At 53.5% G+C, this 24,752-nt stretch carries 28 protein-coding genes and 1 tRNA gene; 20 read left to right on the top strand and 9 right to left on the bottom strand.

Annotated elements, in window-relative coordinates; genetic code table 11:
* Nucleotides 1–650 precede the first annotated feature (650 nt).
* The gene (locus VMC84_RS09575) at nucleotides 651–839 is read right to left on the bottom strand and encodes an Em GEA1 (EM1) (protein WP_325380017.1); all 189 of its coding nucleotides are present in this window, start codon (nucleotides 837–839) and stop codon (nucleotides 651–653) included.
* Between the two features lie 208 nt (nucleotides 840–1,047).
* On the opposite strand from VMC84_RS09575, the gene priL reads away from it, so the two are divergent.
* Nucleotides 1,048–2,112: a DNA primase regulatory subunit PriL gene (gene priL / locus VMC84_RS09570; RefSeq protein WP_325380015.1), complete on the top strand. Its 1,065-nt coding sequence runs from the start codon at nucleotides 1,048–1,050 to the stop codon at nucleotides 2,110–2,112.
* Nucleotides 2,113–2,118: 6 nt separating this feature from the next.
* Here priL and VMC84_RS09565 read toward each other — a convergent pair whose 3' ends face one another.
* The 3 genes from VMC84_RS09565 to VMC84_RS09555 form a co-directional block, all read right to left on the bottom strand.
* The gene (locus tag VMC84_RS09565) at nucleotides 2,119–2,577 is read right to left on the bottom strand and encodes a hypothetical protein (protein ID WP_325380013.1); all 459 of its coding nucleotides are present in this window, start codon (nucleotides 2,575–2,577) and stop codon (nucleotides 2,119–2,121) included.
* A gap of 96 nt (nucleotides 2,578–2,673) precedes the next feature.
* The gene (locus VMC84_RS09560; RefSeq protein WP_325380011.1) at nucleotides 2,674–4,785 is read right to left on the bottom strand and encodes a DHH family phosphoesterase; all 2,112 of its coding nucleotides are present in this window, start codon (nucleotides 4,783–4,785) and stop codon (nucleotides 2,674–2,676) included.
* 112 nt (nucleotides 4,786–4,897) lie between these two features.
* Nucleotides 4,898–5,512, bottom strand: coding sequence for a hypothetical protein (locus VMC84_RS09555; RefSeq protein WP_325380010.1), 615 nt, complete (start codon nucleotides 5,510–5,512; stop codon nucleotides 4,898–4,900).
* 165 nt (nucleotides 5,513–5,677) lie between these two features.
* On the opposite strand from VMC84_RS09555, the gene VMC84_RS09550 reads away from it, so the two are divergent.
* The 5 genes from VMC84_RS09550 (at nucleotide 5,678) to VMC84_RS09530 (ending at nucleotide 7,508) form a co-directional block, all read left to right on the top strand.
* The gene (locus tag VMC84_RS09550) at nucleotides 5,678–5,953 is read left to right on the top strand and encodes a hypothetical protein (protein WP_325380008.1); all 276 of its coding nucleotides are present in this window, start codon (nucleotides 5,678–5,680) and stop codon (nucleotides 5,951–5,953) included.
* 57 nt (nucleotides 5,954–6,010) lie between these two features.
* Nucleotides 6,011–6,084 (top strand) — tRNA-Val (locus VMC84_RS09545).
* Between the two features lie 69 nt (nucleotides 6,085–6,153).
* Nucleotides 6,154–6,432 carry a hypothetical protein gene (locus tag VMC84_RS09540; protein WP_325380006.1) on the top strand — a complete coding sequence of 93 codons (279 nt, stop codon included), beginning with the start codon at nucleotides 6,154–6,156 and terminating at the stop codon, nucleotides 6,430–6,432.
* Between the two features lie 118 nt (nucleotides 6,433–6,550).
* Nucleotides 6,551–7,078, top strand: a complete 528-nt coding sequence (locus VMC84_RS09535; RefSeq protein ID WP_325380004.1) for a hypothetical protein — start codon at nucleotides 6,551–6,553, stop codon at nucleotides 7,076–7,078.
* A 175-nt stretch (nucleotides 7,079–7,253) separates the two neighbouring features.
* Nucleotides 7,254–7,508, top strand: coding sequence for a SemiSWEET transporter (locus tag VMC84_RS09530; RefSeq protein WP_325380002.1), 255 nt, complete (start codon nucleotides 7,254–7,256; stop codon nucleotides 7,506–7,508).
* Here VMC84_RS09530 and VMC84_RS09525 read toward each other — a convergent pair.
* Nucleotides 7,499–8,161 (bottom strand): hemerythrin domain-containing protein, encoded by a 663-nt coding sequence (locus tag VMC84_RS09525; protein WP_325380000.1) that lies wholly within the window; start codon nucleotides 8,159–8,161, stop codon nucleotides 7,499–7,501. The two genes, VMC84_RS09530 and VMC84_RS09525, sit on opposite strands and share 10 nt — an antisense overlap.
* Nucleotides 8,162–8,213: 52 nt before the next feature.
* Entirely contained in the window at nucleotides 8,214–9,083 is an 870-nt protein-coding gene (locus VMC84_RS09520; RefSeq protein WP_325379998.1) for a metal-dependent hydrolase, read from the bottom strand.
* Nucleotides 9,084–9,169: 86 nt separating this feature from the next.
* Here VMC84_RS09520 and VMC84_RS09515 point away from each other — a divergent pair, with 86 nt between their 5' ends.
* The 6 genes from VMC84_RS09515 to VMC84_RS09490 all read left to right on the top strand — a co-directional run bounded on the left by VMC84_RS09515 (nucleotide 9,170) and on the right by VMC84_RS09490 (nucleotide 15,326).
* Complete coding sequence (locus tag VMC84_RS09515) at nucleotides 9,170–11,215, top strand: DNA topoisomerase I (protein ID WP_325379996.1); 2,046 nt, start codon at nucleotides 9,170–9,172, stop codon at nucleotides 11,213–11,215.
* Between the two features lie 504 nt (nucleotides 11,216–11,719).
* A complete protein-coding gene (locus VMC84_RS09510; protein ID WP_325379994.1) occupies nucleotides 11,720–12,220 on the top strand; it encodes a hypothetical protein in 501 nt (166 codons plus the stop codon).
* 192 nt (nucleotides 12,221–12,412) lie between these two features.
* A complete protein-coding gene (locus VMC84_RS09505) occupies nucleotides 12,413–12,712 on the top strand; it encodes a hypothetical protein (RefSeq protein WP_325379992.1) in 300 nt (99 codons plus the stop codon).
* 250 nt (nucleotides 12,713–12,962) lie between these two features.
* Nucleotides 12,963–13,892: an ABC transporter ATP-binding protein gene (locus tag VMC84_RS09500; protein WP_325379990.1), complete on the top strand. Its 930-nt coding sequence runs from the start codon at nucleotides 12,963–12,965 to the stop codon at nucleotides 13,890–13,892.
* Entirely contained in the window at nucleotides 13,893–14,639 is a 747-nt protein-coding gene (locus VMC84_RS09495) for an ABC transporter permease (protein WP_325379988.1), read from the top strand. It begins immediately after the preceding gene.
* A 78-nt stretch (nucleotides 14,640–14,717) separates the two neighbouring features.
* On the top strand, nucleotides 14,718–15,326 hold the full coding sequence (locus VMC84_RS09490; RefSeq protein WP_325379986.1) for a PadR family transcriptional regulator: 609 nt from the start codon (nucleotides 14,718–14,720) through the stop codon (nucleotides 15,324–15,326).
* A 54-nt stretch (nucleotides 15,327–15,380) separates the two neighbouring features.
* On the opposite strand, the gene VMC84_RS09485 is transcribed toward VMC84_RS09490, so the two are convergent.
* Together VMC84_RS09485 and VMC84_RS09480 are read right to left on the bottom strand one after the other, a co-directional pair.
* The gene (locus VMC84_RS09485; RefSeq protein WP_325379984.1) at nucleotides 15,381–15,797 is read right to left on the bottom strand and encodes a flavodoxin family protein; all 417 of its coding nucleotides are present in this window, start codon (nucleotides 15,795–15,797) and stop codon (nucleotides 15,381–15,383) included.
* Between the two features lie 481 nt (nucleotides 15,798–16,278).
* Nucleotides 16,279–16,971: a class I SAM-dependent methyltransferase gene (locus VMC84_RS09480; RefSeq protein WP_325379982.1), complete on the bottom strand. Its 693-nt coding sequence runs from the start codon at nucleotides 16,969–16,971 to the stop codon at nucleotides 16,279–16,281.
* Nucleotides 16,972–17,483: 512 nt separating this feature from the next.
* Between VMC84_RS09480 and VMC84_RS09475 the strand changes: the two genes are divergently transcribed.
* The 8 genes from VMC84_RS09475 to VMC84_RS09440 all read left to right on the top strand — a co-directional run bounded on the left by VMC84_RS09475 (nucleotide 17,484) and on the right by VMC84_RS09440 (nucleotide 24,393).
* On the top strand, nucleotides 17,484–18,410 hold the full coding sequence (locus VMC84_RS09475) for an ABC transporter ATP-binding protein (RefSeq protein WP_325379980.1): 927 nt from the start codon (nucleotides 17,484–17,486) through the stop codon (nucleotides 18,408–18,410).
* Entirely contained in the window at nucleotides 18,411–19,484 is a 1,074-nt protein-coding gene (locus VMC84_RS09470; RefSeq protein ID WP_325379978.1) for an ABC transporter permease, read from the top strand.
* Nucleotides 19,485–19,574: 90 nt separating this feature from the next.
* Nucleotides 19,575–20,186 (top strand): PadR family transcriptional regulator, encoded by a 612-nt coding sequence (locus VMC84_RS09465; protein ID WP_325379976.1) that lies wholly within the window; start codon nucleotides 19,575–19,577, stop codon nucleotides 20,184–20,186.
* Nucleotides 20,187–20,252: 66 nt separating this feature from the next.
* Nucleotides 20,253–21,038 (top strand): hypothetical protein, encoded by a 786-nt coding sequence (locus VMC84_RS09460; RefSeq protein ID WP_325379975.1) that lies wholly within the window; start codon nucleotides 20,253–20,255, stop codon nucleotides 21,036–21,038.
* A 274-nt stretch (nucleotides 21,039–21,312) separates the two neighbouring features.
* The gene (locus VMC84_RS09455) at nucleotides 21,313–21,441 is read left to right on the top strand and encodes a hypothetical protein (RefSeq protein ID WP_325379973.1); all 129 of its coding nucleotides are present in this window, start codon (nucleotides 21,313–21,315) and stop codon (nucleotides 21,439–21,441) included.
* 66 nt (nucleotides 21,442–21,507) lie between these two features.
* Entirely contained in the window at nucleotides 21,508–21,861 is a 354-nt protein-coding gene (locus VMC84_RS09450) for a hypothetical protein (RefSeq protein WP_325379971.1), read from the top strand.
* A 224-nt stretch (nucleotides 21,862–22,085) separates the two neighbouring features.
* Complete coding sequence (locus tag VMC84_RS09445) at nucleotides 22,086–23,063, top strand: hypothetical protein (RefSeq protein ID WP_325379969.1); 978 nt, start codon at nucleotides 22,086–22,088, stop codon at nucleotides 23,061–23,063.
* A 19-nt stretch (nucleotides 23,064–23,082) separates the two neighbouring features.
* Complete coding sequence (locus VMC84_RS09440; protein WP_325379967.1) at nucleotides 23,083–24,393, top strand: hypothetical protein; 1,311 nt, start codon at nucleotides 23,083–23,085, stop codon at nucleotides 24,391–24,393.
* Nucleotides 24,394–24,434: 41 nt separating this feature from the next.
* On the opposite strand, the gene VMC84_RS09435 is transcribed toward VMC84_RS09440, so the two are convergent.
* Nucleotides 24,435–24,677, bottom strand: a complete 243-nt coding sequence (locus VMC84_RS09435; protein WP_325379966.1) for a hypothetical protein — start codon at nucleotides 24,675–24,677, stop codon at nucleotides 24,435–24,437.
* Nucleotides 24,678–24,752: the final 75 nt, after the last annotated feature.

The raw sequence follows: 24,752 nt of genomic DNA, 5'->3' as shown, positions 1-24,752 counted from the left end.
GCCCTTTTAAGTCTCAGAGTGTACAAAGGACACTATTTTCACCACAAAGGCACGAAGAGCACGGAAGCTCACAAAGACTTTTTTATAATTAAGAGACAAAGGACACAAAGCCGCTTTTTGAGCTTATAAGATACAGGATATGAAGGCACGATGGTAAAAGTGCTCTTGTTCATTCCACTGTGTCTTTGCATCCTTCGTGCCCTGATGTCAATGAACTGGCTTTGTGTACTTTGTAACTTAATCTAAAAAGAAAACTTTGTGGGCCTCCGTGCTCTTCGTGCCTTTGTGGTGAAAAATAGTGCCCTCAGTGCTCTTCAAAAACTTAAAATACGGGAGTAATTCAACACAGCAAATATTTTAAAATAAGTTGGTGCCGCCTGGTGTAAACCTGGTGCCGCTTGTTAGCACAAGAGTTTCAACCACACCAGGTTTACACCAGGCGGCACCAATATTATTTTATATCACCAAACGGCACCAGGTTTACACCCAGGCGGCAACAACGATTTTTAATAAGTCTTAGAGAACTTAGAGCCAGCTTCGAGCCACTTTGAGGCTGAAAAAGTCTTCGAGCCGCTTATCAGGCTTAGAGCGCTTAACAGAAAGTAAAAATGGCACACGGGCCCGGGAGGGGCCCGATAATAGACTCCAGCTTAATATCGGCGCCGCCCGGACGACTCGGCCTCCTTGCCGCGCTCGATGAGCTCGCGCACCCGCTGCCCGCCCTTCGAGCCGCCCTTGTGGCCGATGGCCTCGTAAAACTCGTGGCCGTGGGACTTAGAGGTGGCCAGGCCGCCTTTTCTGCCCGCCTCTTTGACGCTGATGTTTCCTTTTTCTACCATTTCCATCCTCCTGTATAGCAGTGAATCATTCCTAGTAACCCCAATTACGCCTATACAAATTAAAATGACCCTTAAAAAACGCAGAATGACGAAAATAGCGGTTTTTATCGTTTATAATAGCCATTTTTGCCCTTGGTTTGCCGTTTCTTTCGGCTCCTGGCAGCCGGGGAAAGCATATTAAGCCCTAAAGCCATAGTCTGATTTTGCCATGGACGTCGTCACATTCGCCAAGTACCCGTTCGTTCAGGAAGCCCTCGCCTACGTGACGGAGCAGGGCTTCACTATCGAGGACATAGTGTCCCGGCCGGCGTACGGCCTCATCCGGACGAGGGGCAAAAAGCGTGTGCTCGAGGCGCTATCCACACAGGACACGAAGGACGATATGTCGCTACAGCCCGAGGAAGAGCTGCTGTCATTCCCGGTGGCCAGGATGCTCGTCTCCATGACGGGCGATACATACCTTATGCGGCGGTACGCAGTATGGGAGGCAAAGCGGGCTTACGCGTTCCTTGTCAATGAAAAGGATAAGGATCTGCTGGCGGTTGGCAGGGACTTCAGGCTGCCGGCAAGGGTCGAAGGCCGGGATTTCATCCTGCATTTTACAGATTACCTGCGCTATTCGGCGCCCCTGCGTTCCATGGACTGGAAGCTCATCAGCCAGAAGATCATCAAAGGCATGGTATACATCGATAAAGATAGCTATGCCCGGCTCATCGAAGAGGCCATACGGGAAAAGATCCAGACGTCGGTCTCCCCCGTACCGGCGCCCCTCGCGGCTCCGCTTAAGCCTTATGCCGATGAGATCGTTATAGAGCTGAATAAGCTGAAGAGCAGGCTTAATATGAATGTCAGCGGCGACGTGAGCCGGTATTCGTTCCCGCCGTGCATGAACTATCTGCTCTCCGAGCTACAGAAGGGCGTGAACCTGCCCCATACGGCCCGGTTCGCCCTCACCTCATTTTTAGCGAACATTGGCTATGATAAGGATAAGATTATGGAGCTGTATCGCATGGCACCGGACTTCCGGGAAGACCTTACCCGCTACCAGGTCGAGCACATCACCGGTGCCGGAGGTACCGAGTATACGTCGCCCTCCTGTAAGACCATGATCACCTACGGCAACTGCTACGGGAAAGATAAGCTTTGCGAGTACGTGAGCCACCCGCTGACCTATTATCGGAAGGCGTCGATGAGAAGGGCGAAGCTCCAGACGACTGCCCAAAAAGAGCTCGCGAACAAAGAGGCCGAAGAAGCGGTAAAAGCTGAAAAATAAAAAAAATTAGTTTTTAGGGGCTGACGTAGGCGTCGGAAGCACTTTTGGCTCTATGTGCTTTACACCGGCGACCCTGTTCGCCGTTATGTCCACGGACACCTGGTATATGTCCGGAGTCCAAATGCTACCGTCCGCATGCACCGTGCTTTCGCCTTCGATGAAAACGGCCGCATTCACATCATTGTTCGCGCCAGGGCCTTCCGAGAATACACCCGTGATAGTATATCCGGGCTTTCCAAGTAAGGCGCTCATGGACGGATCGCTTTTTGCTATACTGGCAGCCTGCGTCTTTTGCGCATCCGTCAGTGCCGGGGAGACTGCCTGCGGGCTGCCCGCCATAGAAGTGGCGGCCGGGCTTTGCAACGTCGCGCCTGGATTGTTGTCGTTGCCAATCGAAATGCAGCCTGCCGCAAAAATGAACACTGCTGTTAAACCCCAAACATATATTGCCGAATCCATTTTCATTACCGTCACCTTTGATGGTCCAAAATGAAAATTGGCTTTCAGGCTTATAGGGCTTATGTCACAATACGTTAAGCTAATAGTGGGCCGGCCCTTCGGCTAGCCCACAGGCGCCTGGCCGATCTTTTGTGTCAGCTTCTCGAGGACTTCCTTGCGCATGCCCTCGACGAACTTGATGGAGCCGACGACCAGGTGGCCGCCGCCGCTCACGCCGCCGCCCTTGATCTCATCCCTGAGCTCGCGGACCATCTTCGGGATGTTCATGAGCACCCCCCGGGACCGCAATACCGCAAAGTCGGGGCCGTAGCCCAGCGTGACCACGGGCTTGCCCGCGTACTTCTTACAGAGTATATCGTGGATCTCGCCGGTGGTCTTACCGGGGGCCGGGAAGGTGAACTTGTGGGCGTAGTTCTCCACGTCGATGACGTTCAGGATCGCGCCGCTCGGCAGCTCCGTCGTCTTTACGTGCGGCATAGAGGCGTCCAGCTGGTCGTTGATCATCTTCGTGGCCAGCTCGTTCAGCAGGCCCAGCAGCGCGTCGTGGCGCTTCTGGTCGCCGAAGTTCAGGATGTCGTCCACGATGCCCTTGCCGTCGTTGTAGCGTAGCCAGAACTGCTCGTAGTCCAGCGCGAGAGCGATCTTTTTCAGCTCCTCCTCGGGATATTTGTCCTTTACCAGGTCCAGGTACATGGCCCTCTCGAGCGCCTCGGACCTGTCGCCTACTGCCGCGACGGCCGCTAAGTGCTTGATCTTCTCCTCTACGGAGGGGTTGATCATCCGGGCCAGCTCGGTGCCAAGCATACCCGCCGTTATGCCGAAGTCGCCGCCGGCATGATAGGGGTTCACGTGGGCGACGAGGAACTGGTCGACAATTTCATCGGGATGGTGGTGGTCGACCACGAGCAGGTCGATTCCGTAGACCTTCGCATACTTATACGCGTCCAGGTCTTCCTCGGTGGAGCCGTTGTCCATTAAAATGATGAGCGGCATGGCCTGGCCGAACCGCTCGTGGTCCTCCAGCGCCATCACCAGGTCCTTGTTGATGTCCTCGAGCTCGTAGAACGGCGCCTTGGATGGCGAGCGCGAGAAGAAATGATACTCGGCGTCCGAGTCGCCCTGCGCTTTTATTAAGGGTAAGCAGGCCTTCTCCACCGCGACGCCTGCGCAGATGCCGTCCGCGTCCGCATGGTGCCTGATGATTATGGGCTCGGATTTTAATATCGCCCGGCGGATGCGCCTGGCCACTTTTTCCATCTGGGGCCGGAGCTTTTCCAGCGCCTCGCTCTTCACCAGGAACTCGACGTGCGCCGGCGCAGCCCTGACGTCGATGGACCTCTCGATGGTCTCCCTGATGGGGGCCGCTTCCGCGTCCGATAATCTTTTTAGCTCAAGGACTTCCATCTGGATCGCGCCGTTGTGGAGCTCGATATCGCCCACGGCCTTTGCCATCATCTCCAGGCCGACATCCGGGTAGGCTCGCATGCCTGCCTCGGTGAAGGCCGCGCACGAGACTGTGCCGTCCTCGTCGGCGATGGTGAAGATAGTCGGGCCGCTGGTCTGCTTGACCTGGACGACCTCGCCGCTGATGCATACCGTCTTGCCGATGAACTTCCCGACCTCGCTGGACTTCCGGCGGGGCAGGTTCTTTTCCACATTAACGATCTTGATGTCCTTAAAGTTCTGGGGCTTGAGGTCGAAATTGCCATTCGGCTTGATGGAATTGATCGCGACCATCACCTCTTCGCCCGGCACGTAGGCCCTGCTGACGTTGCTAGAATGAATTAAGCCCTTCGTCTGGTCGTTCAGGGTCACGAACACGCCGAAGTCGGCTAGATTGGCGACCTTGCCGACGTACGTCTTCCCGATCTCAAGGTCGGAAACGTCGCAAGCGCCGCTTAGTTTATACACGGGCCGGACGCTCCGGCATTCACCGCAAAGCTCCTGGCCTGGGGCCGTGGGCTTTCCGCAGACATCGCAGACGGGCACCCTGCCCGAGCCGCCGCAGGCCTCGCACTTTTCCCGCACCTGGATCTTGCCGCTGCCCTTGCACTTCGGGCAGAAGCCGCCTGAGAGCAGGCTTTTCAGGTCCTTTTCGGTCATCCCGACCAGGTTGACGCTCTTGACCTTGCCGGTGCCGCCGCAATTTTCACAGGGCTTTTCGCCCGTGATTATAAAGCCTTTACCATGACATGACGAGCATTCGGTGCCCATGAATATGACTCCAGTTTCGACTGTTTTTAGAAGTGATGCATCCTAATCGTCGTTCCCCTAGAAAATCATTATGGTTCGTCCGCGGGACTGTATGTAAACACTCAGAAGGCGGCTAAAGCCGGGGCATCTTTTCGTTGGGCTGAGGCCGTGGCGGCAGGGGCTTGATAGCATCCAGGCTCCTCTGCCGGGGCTCGATGATCTCGGGCTTGATGCTCTTGTGGGGCTTGAGGATACCGACTTCGGCGGCCCGGACGATCTTCACGAAATCGAAGGCCTCCTTCTGCATCGACCTGGGGTAGTTGAAGACCCGGGTCTCGAACGGCGTCTTCAAGATGATGCCCCGCCTGATAGTCATTACAAAAGCGAGAAGCAGCGCCCCGGCGAAGGCCAGGAGCAGGCTCATGGTGAAGGTCATCATCTGGGCCAGGTAATCGAGATTCACATTGGCCATGAAATATAGAGGGATCCTGATGGTCGCGCTCATGAGGGCCGCGGTAACGGCGGCGATGACGCCTATCAGCAGCCACTTCCAGTCGTAGATCGTGTAGCAGCCGAGCGACTCCAGGCTTTCGTACTTGATATCGTAGAACCGCTCGCCTTTTATGTGGACGATCCTCCGGTCCGTGGCCACAAGGTACTCCGACCCGAGCGGCGATTCTTTATTCAGCGAGAAGATCGCCTTCTCCCCTATATAGAGGAACTTATCTATCCTCGACATCCTGTCCATCCCTGGCCTTGCCCTTAATATGCTACTATAATTACATCGAATATATCTGCTTTTTTCTCTTATTTCAGGGCTAAACGGGTTTATTCGGCCGGAGGAAAGTATTTTATCCTTAGGATAAAATCATGTATATTAACCGATTTTGTTTTAAGTGATAGGAGGCATTCGATGGTTAAGATATCAGGAGTAGAAAGAGAAGTACTGGGATACCTCAAGAACGCTCTGGACCGCAACATGCTCGATGGCGTCAGCTCGGTGAAGATATCCAACGACCTGGACGTGCCCTTAGAAAAGGTCAACGAGGCCTGCCAGAAGCTGGAGGATAAGGACCTCGCCCACATCGAGAAGAGGAAGATGTCCGGCGGCAAGGTGAAGGACGTCGTCGCCTGGATCAAGCCCCGGGGCATAGACTACCTGCAAAAGGAAAACGGCATTCCCCTTTAAATATTTTTATTTTGGCCGATAATTTTAATACGTATGAGCATTACTGTAATGTACGCCGGGCCTGTGGTCTAGTCGGCTATGACGTCGCCTTCACACGGCGGAGGTCAGGGGTTCGAATCCCTTCGGGCCCACTTTTATTTTTATGACGGGACAAAAACATTTTAAGTCCATGGCTAAAATAAAGTTTAACGGTAGATACAATGGAAACACCCCGGAGCATCGAGCAGAGGAAGCACATCGAGGAGCAGCTTCAGGTCATAAAAGCTTACGTGGACGGCTTCGAGCTGTTTCTCCCGAAGGATGAGACGGCCCTTGTCGAGATCGCCGGGATCATCGATAGCGCCGAGAAGAAAGTAAAGGAGATGGACGAGTCCCGGATCAGGCGTAAACAGCTAATGGCCGAGCTCGACCAGGCTTTTATTGACCTGGAGAATTCGCAAAAGCAGTTCGTCGAAAAGGTAAAGCCGGGCCAGCGCTGAGCCGTGAACTTAACGCCGTTAAGTCATTATTTATTTATACTTAAAAAATCTACTAATTATGAGAAATAACGCCTCCCCTGCGGGGAGGAACTTATTATCATGAGGAATGCCAGTGGACATGCTTGACGAGTTAGGCCAAAAAGAGGTATCCGTGAGGGAATTAATGGACGAGATGAGGTACGTGAAAGGCTATTCGAGCATCATGACCCCCCTGACGGATGAATACGTAAAGACGCACAACCGGACGTTCTTCTACGACGGCGACGTCATGGAGTACCAGGTCGGCACGAAGCGCGTCGTAAAGGCGATCGTGGACGGGAATGCGTTCGCTATTAAAAAAGATGGTAAGGAATACCGGAGTGCCAAAGCGAGGGCCCTGTTCAAGGACGATTCCGACTTTAAGCAGTGGAAGAAGACGTGGGACGGCGATAAGAACGCGATGATCAGCGATGCCTGCGCCTCACTCCATATTTACCAGCTAAATGCCGTTTGCTCGTTCAAGGAGCTGGAGATGCCCAGGGAACTCAAGTTCTGCACGGTCCAGGAGCTGCTGGTCTTCCTGAAGTCCCGGGAGTTCGAGGCCGTCCAGGCCCGGTACATGCCGGAGAAAAGCGCAAAAAAGACCGCAGCATCGGACGACGAATAAATCTAAGGCCCTCAAGGCTCAATAAGAAGCCTTAATACCTTTTAATCGCTTTATGGCTGAAATCGTCTTAAGGGCATTCGTAATAAATTTAAGCGATGCTTAAGGCGTAAGCCTTTATTTCTTTCAACACACTCATGACAAACTATTTTTAGCCTCAGCGGCATGTAAGCCTTCAATGGACTCGATCGTACTCATAGGCCTGATGGCGGGGGCGCTCACCACGAGCAGCTGCGTACCGCAGGCCACCCGCATCATTAAGACCAGGTCGGCAAAGGATGTATCAGCACTCTTTTTCGCGCTCATGGCGGCGGGAATGTGCCTCTGGCTCGTCTATGGCCTGGCCCGGGCGGATGTGGCCATCGTTCTCTGGAACGCGATCAGCCTGGCTTTTTGCGTCCTGATACTCGCGCTGAAGAAGGTTTATGGCTGATCCACGGTATCGGGCTCCTTGAGGTATGCAGTATATTGCGACAGCTCGTAGCACCCGATCTTCTTTTCCAGCTCCGAGACGCGCCCGATGAGCCCCCTGAACCCGGTATCGCCCAGCACCTGCTCTTCCTCGTCCTCCATCCTTTCCTTGACTTCCTGGATATACTCGTTAGAGACGATGTCGAAGAACGTCGGGAACAATATGGTATTCTCCCGGGAGATATGTGGCAGGTACATGTTGATGAACATGCCGCAGCGGTCCAGCAGCCTTACAAGGTCCTCCTGGCTGATGTCTGCGCTCTGCGAGGAGAGGTCCATGATCTGATGGTTAAGCTCCCGGGACACGTCGTGCTGATGCTCAAGCGTATCCACCAGCTCCACAATGTAGTTGGCCTCCCGGAACTTCGGGAAAATATAGTTCTCCTCATTATGCTCATGGTGGTTCGAGATGTACCTGTCGACTATATGTGACGCCCTGTTGATGACCGAGATGTCGATCTCCTGGCCCGTGATGGACTTTTCAAGGATTCGCTGGTAAATTAAAAATATCCGCTCGATGACCCCGTGCTCCCGCATGAGGTCTTCCATCGGCGAGCTCTCTTCCTGCTCAAGCTGCTCGCCTTTTTCCTTTAGTGGCTGATGTGTCCCTGCCAAAATAGTCCCCTCAGGACTCTGTTTTCGCTCCATTCTAATATAATGTGGCGCATTATTCGGCAGAGACGGTAAGACTTTTATGCTGCGGGGGGTACCAGATGTAGCCCTTTTCCCTGATGGGGTCCTTAAAGGTGATACTTCCCCCATTTTTCTCGACGGTAATGATATAAGAATTGTACTTAAGGCGCCTTGCCTCCGGCGTCTTTGCGTATTTATCCGCCTCCGCCGGAGCCAGGCCCGTGAATTTTTCATATGATTCGGCCGGAGAGGTCCCTTTAATAAAGTCATATGTGTAAACGCGATAGGCATCTTGCGTGTCCTCGATAACCATCCACCTGAGGGGATTCGTCGTGGCAATGGTACGGCCTTTAACGTTTTTGGCCGCCCAAGCTTTACCCCCTGAGCTGAACGCGACGACCAGACAGAAAAATGCTATATACGGCCATGGCTGCCCGATGCTGGCGACCCCGAGTATCATAGCGACTATATATATGAGGCTGGCCAGCAGGAGGAAAACGCTCGGCCCGCCCAGGATGCCCAGGGTGTATTTTTTATCAGAGAACGGGTAGAACAGCGGAATCCCCGGGTAAGCAAGATAATCGGCCATAATATGGGTCAGCGCGCCCGCGGCGATCGCCGTGACGGCGAGCGTGCCGAAGGGGGCCATTATTAAGGGAAAAGCGAGCGACAGCAGGTATGCGGCGGCCGCCGAGAAGAGCGTGACGACGAGTGCGCCGAAGAAGCTGTGCGTGAAACCGCCATGGGTGAAAATGTACAGCCCGGGGTCCTTTATCCGGAGAACCCCGAAGAGCACGTCGACGTCAATAAGCACCGCGCCCATGATGCCATAGACCGCCAGATCGGGGTGGCCGATGAGCGAGAGCGGGATGGCGATTATAAGAGCATGGGTGAGCGAGTCCACGCTCTACTGTCTGGCTGCGAGCATAAATAGGTTATCAGGCCTGTACCGCTAAATCTAATACGACGGCGCGACATGCCTTTATGACAATGCATCTCATCATCACCGAAAAGCACGATGCCGCCAATAAGATCGCCGGGATACTGTTCCCGGACCGGTCCGCCGAGAGGCACGGCGGCGTCACCGTCTACCGCTCGAAGGCTGCGGGCGCGGCCGTGGTCGGGCTGGCCGGCCACATCGTCGAGCTTGACTTCCCCCGCGAGTATAGCCGCTGGTCAGCCCACCCGCCTTCCGCCCTCATAGGTGCCCCCATAGTTTCGGTGCCAACAAAAAAAGACATCGTGGGAGCTCTCGCATCGCTGGCTCCGTCAGCCACGAAAGTGACCATCGCGACCGACTACGACCGGGAGGGCGAGCTCATCGGCGTTGAAGCCTATAATATCGTCCACAGGCTAACAAAAGCCCCATTTAACAGGGTCCGCTACAGCTCGTTCGCGCAGCAGGAGATCAGGCAGGCATTCGCGAAGCCTGTGCCGCTTGATTTTAATCTGGCCGCCGCCGGCGAGTGCCGCCAGGAGATAGACCTCGTGTGGGGCGCAGCCCTGACCAGGTTCGTCTCGCTGGCCGGCAACAAGGCCGGCAAGGATTTTCTCTCCGTGGGCCGGGTCCAGACGCCGCTGCTCGCTATCATCGTGGACCGGGAAAAGGAGATACAGGCGTTCGTCTCGAAGCCTTACTGGGAGGTCGTCGCCATCCTGCTCAAGGGACAGGAGGCGTTCTTAGCAAAGCACGCGAAGGGCAGGTTCGAGAAAAAGGACGAGGCCATGGCCGTCCATAAGAAGCTTGGAAAGACGGCGGCGGTGAAGAATGTCCTTAAGGGACGGAGAAAAGAGCCTGCACCGGTCCCGTTTAGCACGACGGAGTTCCTTAAGGCGGCCGCCGCAATCGGCTACAGCGCTGCAAGCGCCATGCAGGTGGCCGAAGAGCTTTACATTAACGGCTGGATCTCGTATCCCCGTACCGATAATACGGTTTACCCGTCCACGCTGGACCTGCGCCAGACGGTGGGCCTGTTCAAGGCCAGCCCCGACTTCGCGCAGAGCGCCCTGGAGCTGCTAAGCCAAAAAACGCTTGAGGCAACAAGGGGCAAGGTCGAGAGTAAGGACCATCCGCCCATATATCCCGTCGCCTGCGCCTCTAAGACGCAGATGGACGAGCGGAAGTGGAAGCTGTATGAGCTCGTCGTCAGGCGATTTTTCGCCACGCTCTCGCCCGCGTGCGAGTGGGAAGTGGTGAAAGCGGACATCGATATAAGCGGCGAGCCGTTCATCGCAGACGGCAGGCGCCTTGCGGTCCCCGGATGGCGCAGGCACTACCCGTACGGCATGCCCAAAGACGAGATCATACCACCGCTCACCGCGGGCGACATACTGGCCGTCAAAAAGGCCGACCTGCTGGAGAAAAAGACCGAGCCTCCCAAGCGCTACGGGCAGGGCAGGCTCATCGAGATGATGGAAAAGCTTGGGCTAGGCACGAAGGCCACGAGGCACGAGGCGCTAAGTAAATTATACAGCCGGGGCTACATCGAGGCAAATCCGCCGAAGCCCACGCAGACGGGCATCACGCTCATCGATGCACTGAAGGCGCACGCGAGCGCCATCACCGGCCCCGAGATGACGTCCCGCCTTGAGAGCGATATGGATGGCATTGCCGAGAGCCGCCTCCAGAAGGGCCAGGTCATCGCGGAGTCGAAGGCCATGCTAAGGGCCGTCTTCGACCAGCTTGAGCTACATAGAAATGACATCGGCCGCACGTTGAGGTCCGGCGCCGCCATGGACAGCCCCATCGGCCCCTGTCCAAGGTGCGGTAGCCCGCTCATCGTCAGAGAGACCCATGCCGACAGGAGAAAATTCATTGCCTGCACCGGGTTCCCCGAGTGCCGCAATACTTATAACGTGCCGCCGGGGACGCTTAAATTCGATAAGAAGGTCTGCGAGAAGCATAAGCTGCACCTCGTGAAGGTCACTCCGCCATCGGTCATCGATAGCGCGGGCAAGAAGGTGAAAGGAAAAGCCTATGATTACGGCTGCCCTGCCTGCAGGAAAGAGGCGTTTTTACCGCCCGCACTGAGATAACCGAAAAAATATTAAAAGTTATTTTTAAAATACTCTGGAGTCAGCCACCGTCGTTCGTCCGACTCCTCTCTACTCTGGCATTCGATCGTGTTGCCACAGTAAGGGCACTGGCCATCGTAATAAGAGCACGCCTGGCCTGCGTAAGCCGGGCACATATCCGTCTCGTCCTCGGGCATTATGAATGATTTTGCCGGCCTCATATCGAAGAAATAACCGATTATTTCTCCGTCTATCATGATTATATTAGACATTTTTACATCAGCTCGTTATTCATTAGGGAACAAGTTGTTCCTCATTATGAATAATCTGTTCGTGATTTATTAAATGTTTCGCTATAAAACTTTAAAAAAACAAATAAAATTGATAAAAAAAGTAAAAATGATATTTAAAAGAATAAATTGTTCCAGCTTGCTTCCAGCTTGCTGTCAGATAGATAATGATATAAAATTCTGCATAGCGCATCAAAACGTTTAATTCCGGAAAAAGCCAATGTAATAGGCGTATATGCCGGTCCCAAATGTGAAAACGCTGACAGCGATCTTCTTTATAATAATAGCGTTCGTCGCGGTCTGCGGTTGCGACGATATGTATCATATCCTGGAGACATATGTTCCCACTAATACTCCTGATGGTCAGGAGCATATGAACATCGGTGATATCGCTCCTGTGTCAACGGTTAAGGATGTGACGATCTCGGGGCAGGGAAATACCATCGTATTCCGGGGTAAAGGCCCCTATAACGTGAACGCCCACCAGGACTATTTTACGCTGAACCAGGGCAACGCCAGCGTTTCCATCGACCTGCAGGGCCAGGGTTTCGGATGCACCATCAGCCTGGACTATAAGAACCCGTATTCCGGCGGCACGGAGTTTCTGCCTATCCACCAGTTCATGTCCGGCAGCCGGGAATATACAGTTACTAAACAGGTCTATGCGCCCTATTCGTGTAAGTACTGCCTGATGGTAAACTGGGGCGGCGACTGGGCGATCAGGATCACCCAGTAGCGTCCATGTTTTTATTTTGTCCTATTATTTATAATAAAGCTTAATATAACCTTTTATATATCTTATAATTGGCCGGGGAAGACCTTGTTTAAATGGGATCGTGAGGGAGAAAAGCGGGCAAATAAGATCATTACTATCGTCTTGTTTTTTATTCTGCTCCTCATCAATGCCCTATATTTATGGGATAGCGTGGTGAACGATAAAGAATACACGAGCGCCACGCTCCTTTTTATCAATATACTGGCTATCGTCATTACTTATGGCATTTTTTCTGTCACCGGCTTAATCAATATGGCCCGGTCGCCTTTTATGAAGCTTATAGTGGATTTTTCCATCGCCATGGTGGCGACGTGTGTCGTTTCAGTCTGGCTGGTATCGATAGTCTTCGCCATTAATTTTAACTACATCGTTAATTTTAAGGTTGCGTTCATTTCCAGCATGGTCATCATCGTCTTATTTGTATATTACATATTCATAAAAGACCATACGTAAGCTATTTTTTTCGTTTTAGGCGTTATCGACGACCTGGCGCCAGCAAGCCTGGCGAAAATTAAGATAGTAAACTATAAATACTGGAGCGATATATAGGTAAATTTGACCTAGGTCAAAATGTAATAGTAAATTAATGACCTAAGTCAAAATGATATAAATAACGGTGGCTTCGGCACTTCGTTCGCGCGACATATGCGGGCCCTTATCGCCGAGAGCAGCGTTCGAAAAACGTTCGAATGAAGGTGAAAATATGGTAGAGAATGTAATAGAAGTGAGATCATTAAATAAGAAATACGGGAGCTTCACCGCTGTCGACGGCATATCGTTCGACGTGAGGCAGGGCGAAGTCTTCGCCTTCCTTGGGCCGAACGGCGTGGGAAAGACGACCACGGTAGAGATACTCGAATGCCTCAAGACGCCCACATCCGGGTCGATAAGCCTGCTGGGCCTCGACCTGAGGAAAGACGAGATGGAGATCAAGGAAAAGATCGGCGTCCTGCCCCAGAGCTTCAACGCGTTCGATTTCCTTACGGTGAGGGAAAATATCGACTACTTCGGGCAGATGTACAGCCGACGCACCGGCGTGGATGAGCTGATCGACATGTTCGACCTCCGGGATAAGAAGAATGTGCTATTCAAGAACCTGTCCGGCGGGCTGAAACAGCGCGTCGGGATCGCCATATCGCTCATCAACGACCCGGACATTGTCTTTCTCGATGAGCCCACGACGGGGCTGGACCCGAAGGCAAGGCGCGAGGTATGGGAAGCGATCAAGGCGTTGAAGGGGCGCGGCAAGACCGTGTTCCTGACCACCCACTACATGGACGAAGCGTACTATCTCGCGGACCGAATAGACATCCTCAGCCGGGGCAAAATTATCGCCGAAGGCACGCCCGAGGACCTCATCAACGAATATGGCGGGGGAAATACCCTCATCATCCGGGACTGCGGGCGTGATGCCCAGGAGTACCTGACGAGAGAGCTGACCGGCAGCCGCCGGGTGGGGAACGACATCGTCGTCAGCCTTCCCGAGGGAGACGGCATGGCCAGCATCTCGAAGGCCGTAGCGCTCATCAACGAAGGGCACGTTGCCTGCAAGGAATTCTACGTGAAGAAGTCGACGCTGGAGGACGTGTTCCTCAATCTCACGGGCGAGAAGCTGGTACAGGAGGCGGCATAGATGCAGAAGATGCTCGCCGAAATCCGGTACAGCCTGACCATATTCTCCCGGAACACGGGCGGCATGTTCTGGACCTTCGGGTTCCCCATCATGCTGTTCGTCATCCTGGGCTTCATGTATTCGCCGCAGGCCGCATCGATGCCAGGCGTCGGTAACATGATGGAGTTCATGCTGCCCGGCATTATCGGCATGTCCATCATGTCGGCGTCCATGAACTCGACGGTCGCCATCAACGTGAAGAACCGGGCGCGGGGCATATTCCGAAAGCTCGCGACCACCCCCGTCTCGCGGATCGAATGGAACGCCTCGAAGATCATTACCCAGGCCATCATCACGCTCCTGTCGGTGGGCCTGTCCGTCGTGTTCGCCGGGCTTGTGTTCAACCTGCACCCGAACGTTGACATTATCGCGATATTGCTAGTCATCGTGGGCACAATCACATTCGTGGGATTGGGGCTGATCATCGCATCACTGCTGAAGAGCGAGGAATCTGCGACCAGTGCTGCCAACATGGTCACTTTCCCCCTGATGTTCCTCTCGGGGTCGTTCTTCCCCGTAGACAACATGCCATGGTTCTTCAAGTTGTTCGCAGATGTGTCGCCGCTGACGTACCTGAACAACGGGCTCCGGGACACCATGATATCCGGCAACCCGGGCGATGCCGTGACGAGCCTGATAATAGTCGCATCGATCGGCGCCGTGTTCTTCGTCGCGGGCGTGGCGGCGCTCAAGTGGAAGGAGGACTGAACGCCTCCTTCCCGTTAAATATTTGAAGGACTATGTCAATATTACTTAAGTCAGAATGGACTAATACGGACTGATCACATGGGAAGAGCTGAGACCGACATAATCATCCTCGGACATTTCCTCCAGGGGCCTGCCCACGGCTATGAGCTGAAGAGGCGCATCGACCAGAGCTTCGGGAACACGTACATCAACGTCATCAACAGCCTACTTTACCCCAGGCTGGCAGACCTGGAGAGCAGGGGCTACATTGAAGGGCACCGGGAATCCCACGAAAAAGTCCCCGACCGTAAGGTGTACCGGATCACGGATGCCGGTCGAAAGCACCTGCGGACGCTGGTCGCGACGCCCATTAAAGTAAAAAAAGGCGTGCTGCCGGACTTCATGGACTTCACCGTGCACGCGGTCTTCTTCTTTATGCTCACGAGGGAAGAGCGGGAAAGGGTCATCATGCCCTACTACGAGGCATACTCTGCGGTCCGGGATAAAGGCTCGGAAGCCCTAAAAAAATATGGCTCCCGGATGGACCCGTATTCCCAAACGATGACCGAATGGGGCGTCGAGTACGTGGAAAGCAGCGTCCGGGTACTAGAAAAGCTAATGAAAATAAGCAACCAGCGCCAGGCCGCCGGATACTTCCAGCCTGATAAGGATAAACAGCGCTCTGGCGACAGATCCCGGAGCGGCTAAAAACGCTATCGGCAGATTTCCCTTATTATCGTGACACAGTCGGAATTCGCCAATTTAGCCAAGCTTCGCCAGGTCTCCGGCAAACTTTTTAGCGCCGACAACATCCTCATCGTTCGGGTGGCCTCGTCGGATGAACATTAGAAACTGCCCCGTACTTTCATAACTGCCCAGGATCTTTGCGCCTTTTTGCTTTAAGGCCTCCTCCATGATGCCGACCTGCTTACCATGGCCGTTGGCCGACGTACCGAATAGCGCCACCATACGGCCCTTAAAGTCATTCGCCTCGATGAAGTCCATCATGCCCTTTCCCGGCTTGCCCGCATAGCATCCGGAGCCCAGAAAAAGAACGCCGTTTCCCTTATCCAGAGAAGCCGCCTTCACGTCGGCCGCCTTAACTCCCAGCTCTCCCGCTATGGCATCAGCCAGCTTGCGCGTGTTGCCACCCCTCGAGTAGACTAAAACCTGTGACATATCCCGTGCACCTAAGTACGAATGTATGACGGCGCCCGCTAATTAAGCTTTTCACCCTATAAGGGTCCGCAGAGTTGACGGCCCAGCCCGATACCCAATCGAGACGGCACGACGCGATAAAAAAGAGCGCAAGAAAAATGAGGATCTGGAAGAACTCGTCTACAATAAATTTGAGGCACAGTATGGCACAGTAAAACCGGTTTAAAGCTCAATTGGCAGATTGATCACTTTTTACTATCCGATTCTAAACTTCCCCGGCAATTCATCACCATTCTTGCGGAGCCTTACTCAGGCTTTGCACCTAAAATCAATCTTGCACCTAAAGTCTAAACTCTGCACCTAAAGTCGGGATACTAAGCGATAGGTTTATCTACCCATTTTTCATCCGAATTAGGATTCTGGCGAAAAGGGCGATGACAAATGGATAACCCTAATCCAGAATACAAGTCAGAAGGCAAAAACCACTTGAATTTTCATTTTTTTAAAACTTGTAGCGAAGCAGCCGTATCCAACTTTTCATGAAAGCAATATGGCTCACCATGTACCATATATTGCGTTCTACCAATGGGAGCCTCTTATACTCGGGCATGTCCATGAAGTAAATTTCCGTTACGAGTTTGAGCCGTGGGATAGACCTCTCCAGTTCCAAGGGATCGTCGACACCCCAATTTATGAAGGCTCCCATCACCCCTGAGTTGGGCGTTAATTTACTAAGCCGTAAAGCTAGCCGGCTCAAAGAGTCGAAGATGAATTGCCCGTCGGAAAAGCGGCCGGTGATGCGCTTAAAAAGATCAATGCACTCTTTATCCGTAAGGTACATTACTAGCCCCTCGGCGACCACGAGCACAGGGCGATCAACGGGTATCCCGTCAAGCCAATGTTGGTCAGTGACCGAAGTGCCGATCATATAATAATCATGTCGCTCTGGGTAGAGGAGCCTTCGGAGCTCGATCACTTCTGGATAGTCCACATCGTACCAGCGGACCGTGGCAGGAGGATCGATTCGGAATACCCGACTGTCGAGGCCGCAGCCCAGGTGCAGCACAGTCGAGGCCGGATGGGCGGTGAGGAACTCCCTCGTCCAATGATCCAGATACCTTGACCGGAGCACCAGGGTCAACTTGTCGACATTATCGAGCTTGAATTTATTATAATCGTAATCAATTTTTTGCATCACGTCATAGGAGAGCTTATCGCCCAGGATAGTGTCTTCTGAACGATAGTCCAGCGCCCTAGCATATAGCGTGGCAAGGAGCGTCGCTTTCTCCCTCGTGAGGTGAACTCTTTCGGTCTCCAGCAGCTATCATTCCTCCCTAGCCGGTTTTAAAAATCCTATATTATCGCAACCAGAGTAATATTCATACGCACTTATGGTTGAATGCAATTTAAAATAAACCTATTATTATCATATATATTTGAAACTCTCGGCAACCGTTTTTACATAGCCTTCCTCATCACCCGCTATGTTGCCAGAACCCTAGTTTATTAAGCTATCGCATCTGCACTTAAAGTACTAATTCTGCACCTAAAGTCTTTGAAAAAAAGTACTTTAGGTGCAAAGCCCCTTACTCAGTAAACTATAAATAATAGTAAGCCATTATGTCCATTGGACATAGGTCTTATAGACATAATGTTAATAGACATAAGTCCTTTTAAACTATGTCCAATAGAACTATGGTGATACTCATGCAGAATGTGATCGAAGTCAAATCACTCGCGAAGAAATACGGGAACTTTACCGCCGTCGACGGCATATCCTTCGACGTGAAGCAGGGCGAGGTCTTCGCCTTCCTCGGGCCTAACGGCGCGGGCAAGACGACGACCGTCGAGATACTCGAATGCCTTAAGACACCTACTTCTGGAACGATAAGCCTCCTTGACCTTGACATCAAAAAGGACGAGATGGCCATCAAGGAAAAGATCGGCGTCCTGCCGCAGAGCTTTAACGCCTTCGACTGGCTCACGGTCAGGGAGAACATCGACTATTTCGGCCAGATGTACAAGAAGTACGGCAGCGTGGACGAGCTCATCAAGACATTCGACCTGACTGATAAGAAGAACGTACTATTCAAGAACCTGTCCGGCGGCCTCAAGCAGAGGGTAGGCATCGCTATCGCACTTATCAACGACCCGGAAATCGTATTCCTCGACGAGCCCACGACTGGCTTGGACCCGAAAGCCAGAAGGGAAGTCTGGGAAGCCATCAAAGCCCTCAAGAGCCATGGCAAGACCGTTTTCCTGACCACCCATTACATGGACGAGGCCTACTACCTGGCCGACCGCATCGATGTCATCAACCACGGCAAGATCATCGCCGAGGGTAGCCCCGAGGACCTGATCAACCAGTATGGCGGCGGCAACACGCTCATAATAAGGGAATGCGACGCCCCGACCATCGAGCTTCTCCGGAAAGAGATGCCGGGCAGCAGCCTGGAAGGGAACGACATCGTCGTCAGGTTGCCCGAGAACGACGGCATGGCCGTCATGTCCCGGGCCATCGGTCTCATCAACGACAGGCACGCGGCCTGTAAGGAGCTATATGTCAAAAAGTCCACCCTCGAGGACGTGTTCCTCAATCTCACCGGCGAAAAGCTCCACCAGGAGGCGGCATAGATGAGCAAGATACTGGCAGAAATTAAGTACAGCCTCCTGATGTTCTTCAGGAACAAGGGGAACATGTTCTGGACATTCGGGTTCCCGGTCATAATGCTCCTGCTCATGGGAATGATGTATGGCCTCCAGTCGGGTCCCCTGACGCTCAGCTACGCGAATGACGACGGCTCGGCCTCTTCCATGGCATTCGTCGATGCCCTGAACGCCACCGGCGCCGTCAAGCTGCAGGAAGGCACGTCGGCCGACCTCGCCCAGTCGCTGAAGGACGGCAAGATCGGGGCGTACCTTGAAATACCGCATGGGTTCGGTAACAACAATAGCGCCGGGTCGCACGTTGAGCTCTACTACGATAAGTCGCAGCAGACGTCCGCTATCTTCCTGACCATCGTGCAGCAGGTAACCGACGCCTACAACCTTAAGGCAGCCGGCGCTAAGGAAAGCATCGCGCTGGACTCGCAGGACGTGGCCACGACCGCCATGAAGCCGCTGGACTTCGCCCTGCCGGGCATCATCGGCATGTGCATGATGCTGTCGGCCATCACCACCACGGTGAGCATCAACGTAAAGAACCGTGCGAGGGGCATATTCCGCAAGCTCGCCACGACGCCGCTGTCCCGGGTGGAATGGAATATCTCCAAGATCATCAGCCAGACCATCATTACGCTGCTGTCCATCGCCCTGTCCCTGGCTATCGCCTACGCTGTCTACGGCATCCACATAAACTTCGATGTCATGGCGTTCGCCCTCATACTATTCGGCACCATGACCTTCGTCGGCCTGGGCATGATCTTCGCCGGCATCCTGAAGAGCGAGGAATCGGCGTCCACCGTATCGACGATGATCTGCTTCCCGCTCATGTTCATCTCGGGGACGTTCTTCTCCGTGGACCTGATGCCGTCGTTCCTGCAGGACTTCGCGAGGATATCGCCGCTCACCTACCTGAACTACGGGCTGCGGGACGCCATGATATCCGGCAACTTCAATGACGCGCTGTTTAACCTGGGAGTCGTCGCGGTCCTCGGCGTTGTCTTCTTCGCCATAGGCGTCGTGCTGATGAAATGGAAGGAGGAGTAGAGGAGTAAGCCGTAAGGCTTCCTTACAAAATTTAATATATGTCGACAGGACATAGGTCGAATAGAACTAAAGTACAATGGCAGTGACACGATGGGACTCGATAAGAAAGAGATTGATCTGGTGATCCTCGGTATATTGATGGGAGCGCCGCTGCATGGCTACATGATCAAGCAGGCCATCGAGACCAGCTATGGGGACCGCTACTTCAAGCTTAGTAACAGTGCGCTCTACCCGACTCTGGCGAAGCTCCAGAAAGAGGGGTATATCGAGGGCAAGCGTGAGATGCAGGAAGCGGTGCCGGATAAAAAGGTGTATCACATCACGGATGCCGGAAAGAAAAGAGTCGTGGAGCTGGCGGCAACGCCCATTGAGCCAAGCACGAGCCCGGGCTTGACCGATTTTTATTACAAGATCCACGCCGTCCACTTCGGCTTTCTAACGAAAGAGGAGCGGCTCCGCGTTACAAAGCCGCTATACGAAGACGCCAGGCTAGAGCTAAAGGATGCCCTTGCAAAGCGTGAAAAATTAAATGCCGACATGAAGGGCTACGGCCAAATGCTGGAAAGTAACCCGCAGTTCAAGGAACAATACGGGCATTATATCGTACGGATGACGCGTTTCCCCAAATTTGTCCTCGATGCGGGCATCGGGGAGCTGGAGAATAAGGTAAAATTCTATGAGCAGGTCATGGAGATGGAATAAGGAATATGACTTATTGCGGTGCCGCTCGACAATTTAATATGGTGGCGTCGCCTTTCCTTTTTATTTATGCTCGAGGTTTATTGCGATTCGTCCTTCAATGAAAAGGGCACCTCTTACATCGGCTGCGTCGCCGTGAAGGACGGCATGGAGGTCTTCCAGTCTACGGCGAGGGTTGTGCCCGATCCGCTGCGTAACATCGAGTGCGAGCTGGCCGCCATCGGCTTCGGGATCGCCGTCGCTGCGCTTTTCCCCGATCCCCGGACCATAATTTATAACGATTCGACGGAGGCGGTCAAGGAGTACCAGCTAAAGGGGCAGGGCGAATATGCCGTCGAGTACGCGGCCAGGGAGACCCCGTACCAGTCGCTGGCCGACCGCCTTTCGAAAAGGTTCCCGCAGGGCCTGATAGAGACGTACGGGCTTTGCCGTAAGCCGGTCGAGTCTTTTACCCCGGAGGTTCTGGCCGATGTGGCCCGGGGCGTGCCCGTGCTCTACCTTAAAAAGAGCGAGCGGGAGACCACGAACACGAGGACCGTCTACACGCTCGTCGTCCGGACCATCGGCCGCGTCATATCCGATGACAGGAAGTACGAGGCGAAATCCGGCGAGGTCAAGAACATCAAGGTCGCCCGTGATATCTCCGTCGACCTCTCGGACCCCGAGTTTGTAAAGAGCATCGGGGTCCCTGAACTTCGGGGCTCGTACTTTTTACTGACGGACGAGACCTGGGGCTTAAGGCAGAAAGGCGGCGAGGCTTACTCCATCATACCGTGCTCCATCGAGCACCACGTCATCTGCCACGAGGTCGACCGCAGCCCCGAAAACCTGTTCAACAGATCCCGCCCCCGATAAGGCATTCAAATTTTTAAGGATATCATTTCGTCACGCATTATATATAATTATATTAAAAATAATTGGTGCCGCCTGGTGTAAACTTGGTGTGGTTGAACTTGTGCTAACAAGCGGCACCAGGTTTACACCAGGCGGCACCATTTGATATTATATCACCAAGCGGCACGGAGCTTACACCGGGCGGCACCAAATCTTTATTAATAAATGATTATTATTTCCGTTTGAGTCGGCGCTCAGGAAACTATTTTTAACAACCGTGCATAGTGCATGATACATGGCGAAAAAGGACTCAAAGGCAAAAGCGAAGGACGGGACTTTCGAGTTGATCAAAAAGATCGTCATCATTTTAGCGTTCATCATCGGCTTCGGCGCCATGACCTTCTTCATATTGAAGAGCGCCTGAATCAACGGCAAATTTATGCTATATTAACTCAAAGTGGTATAGACTATCGGACCGGAGGCTTAAAACGTGAGGGACTGGGACGTCTGGCAAAGGCATAAGAATTATAATTCCGTAATAGCATTAGCGTGTGTAATACCAAAAGAGACCATCTCCAGGCTGGAAAGGATCGGCTTCATCGTAGACGACGGCAGTCGAAGCCCCGTCAAAGCCGACCAGCTATTCCTGGTCCACGTCAGGGACCTGGATAAGAAGCATTACTGGAAAAAGTACGACGAGTATAAAGGAAAATACGGCGAAGAGCCGCGGCCCGTCCATCTCGAGGAGATGCCGGAGCTCATCATCCGTTTTCTGGGGAACGTCAGTCCCGAGCAGTGCCTTGCGATCACGGACTATACACTGGACCTGCTGGGAAAGCAGTAGCTAAAAAATAACTTATTTTACTAATTAAACCTTATTATGCGTTTATTATCGTTTTTATAAGATAATTAGTCGTATTTTGCTATATCGTTTGAATCTTATCCCTTTTTATTGATAATTACGTGGATTATGCACCAATCCCCGGTATAACCTGCATGAACGTTTAAGCGCCCGGCACCTGTATCCATAGTTGAGGGTTAGTTAAAGTACCGTTGAGGAGGGTGTTTATGGGCATACTGAAAGCTATGCCTGTCATCATAACCATAGCCTTCCTGCTGGTGGGCATGACGGCTATGAATGCATCGGCGAGGGTAGAAGCCCGCTGGGCGCTACAGACAGGCGACATCATCGCAGGCGAGGATATCAGCATAGAGCATCCCTGCGCCGAATTATTCCATCAGCAAACGGCCACGGCCACGGATATAGAGCATCTGGATATTAATTTTCCTATCACTGCCGATGACCTGGGGCTGGGCCCCGGCACGCTAGGCCTGGACCCGGGCGTCGAAGCGTCGGCCACGGCGAACGTCCTGCCATTCGGCCCGGTTAACCTGGCCTTCCCAGACATACACCAGGACGTGGCGCAGACGATGGAAACAACGAGCACCGGGTTCTTCACAGCGAACTGGGCCTACTTCGCCGACACGGTTTCGGGTAACCTGGGCTCCGAGCCGCTCGGAACTCACCTGGCCTCCGGGCATCCGTTCAAATCCAGTAAGATGATGGGCTCCGAGTTCATATGGCCCCTCATGATCCCTAAAGCCAGCGCGTCCACGGGCGGCCTTTCTCTGGATGTCGATAGTCTGTCGCCCGGCATCGTTCCTGACGTGCCCTCCTTCAACTCGGACATCCTGAAATTTGACATGAACATCACGCGGGGCTCCGGCCCGACGCCCGGCATGCCGAATAATAGCGGAGAGAAAAAGCCGGTGGGCTGGGGCCTGAGGAAGCCGCGCATCGACCCGAGGATGACCCAGGACGAGATCAAGAGCACGACCACGATGCAGCGGGTATATCGGAACGCCTTCATCGCCAGCACCATGCACAACGCGTACGAAGGCCCGACGCAATACCCGACGTGGATCGACCCCTACGATAACGGCCGCGGAGTCTTCAATCAGATCGATATGCAGAATATCCTCAAGATAGCCTTGAAAAAGACCCAGCCAGGAGAGCGTATAGCCCCGGTATTCTGGGACCTGTAAACTTTTGGAAGTTGTTGGCATGACGCAAGAAACAAAGCACATCAAATATTTTTTTATAATCATGCTCGCGCTGGCCGTCTTTGCCCTCATGTCCTCCACTGCCTTCGCCCGGACGGAGGCCCGGTACCTGCTACGCGCGGGCGACGCATATTTCGGGAACGACCTTTATAGCTCCCGCTCCATCCAGACTCTCTTTCACCAGCAAACCCTCCAGACAGTAGACGTAGAACATCTGGATATCAATTTTCCTATCTCCGCCGATGATCTTGGGCTCGGCCCTTCTACGCTTAAGCTCGGCATGGGGGATGAGAGTTCCACGGGGGTATCAGCCACAGCAAACGTCCTGCCGTTCGGCCCTGTAAGCCTGGCCTTCCCCGACATCCATCAGGATTCCCTCCAGTCCGTCTCGGCTTCCCGGACGGGATTCTTTACGTCGAACTATAACTACCGTTCCGAGACTGATTACGGCAACGTCCCGGTATCGCCGGCCTACCCCCGGACAGTACGGCAGGTCATCGCCCCCGCATCGATCTTTGGCTTCTCACAGCTATACCCGGAGCAGTTCGGGAAGATCGCCATACAGAACAAGCTTAAGGAATCGACTCCATCTTCAGCAAAGCCCGCCAACCAGACAAAGACCTCGAACCAGACACCCGTAAATACGACATCTACTGGCGATACGATCGGCAACTTGCTGAACCAGCCGGCGAAAAATACAACGGACATGATATTGGTCCCGGGCGATAAGCTCTCGTATTCCATGGACTTCTTCAAGGCAAAGAACGCGTCCACGAGCCCGCTGGAAATGCCGGTGATATACCCATCGTACTTCGATATGGCCGATAAGACCGTGCAGACATATCCCAGCAATGGCATCGGAGGGACGTACACGAACGGCGCGGGCAGCACGGGCGCAACCTTCGCAATGCCATCGACCACGACCACAGCAGGCACGACGGGTAATCGGACGGGAAATAATACAGGCAATACGACGGGCACTAAGATCAACAGGTCTATAAGCCCCTCGTCGTTCACGACCACGACATCGGAGCCCTCCGACTTGACCTATGCGGACTTCAACTTCAGCGCTACGACGGAGCAGATCAACAATATGCCGCTCCTGGAGCGCATGTGGCGGAACTCGCACCGGGGAGGCACGATGGGAAAGGCCTATGCCGGCCCCACGGACGCGCCTCTCTGGATAGACCCGTATGACCGCCCCTACGACGTCTCGATGATCGACGAGCACTGGTACGTACTCCAGTGCGCGCTGAACATGACCCAGCCGGGCACGCAAATCCTGCCCAGGCTATGGTCGCTGATGTGGTAAAAAAGGTCGGGGAAACGTGCGGCCCGGCAATAAATGGTGGCTTATTTTGCGCCGCGCAGTAGCTTGCCCCTCTCGATTAGCTCTTTTACTTTTTGTCCGCCCTTATGGCCGATGTCCTCGTAGAAGCTCCCGCCATAGCGTTCCTTTGTGGTCTCTCCGCCTATCCTGCCGCCCTTACGGCCGATCTCTTCGTAGAACCCTTCACCGTAGCGCTCTTTCGTCTTTTCACCGCCCTTATGTCCGGCTTCCTTGACTGTCATTACTCCTTTATCTTTATCCGCCATTTCCACACCTCAACGAAATTTTGAAAAAATCTGCCCATTAATCGATTTTATGGGTACACAGTATTGTTATGGGCG

This window comes from Methanocella sp. (assembly GCF_035506375.1).
GTDB lineage: Archaea > Halobacteriota > Methanocellia > Methanocellales > Methanocellaceae > Methanocella.
Note: the sequence above shows the minus strand (reverse complement) of the source record. Positions and strands in the feature narration are given on the sequence as shown.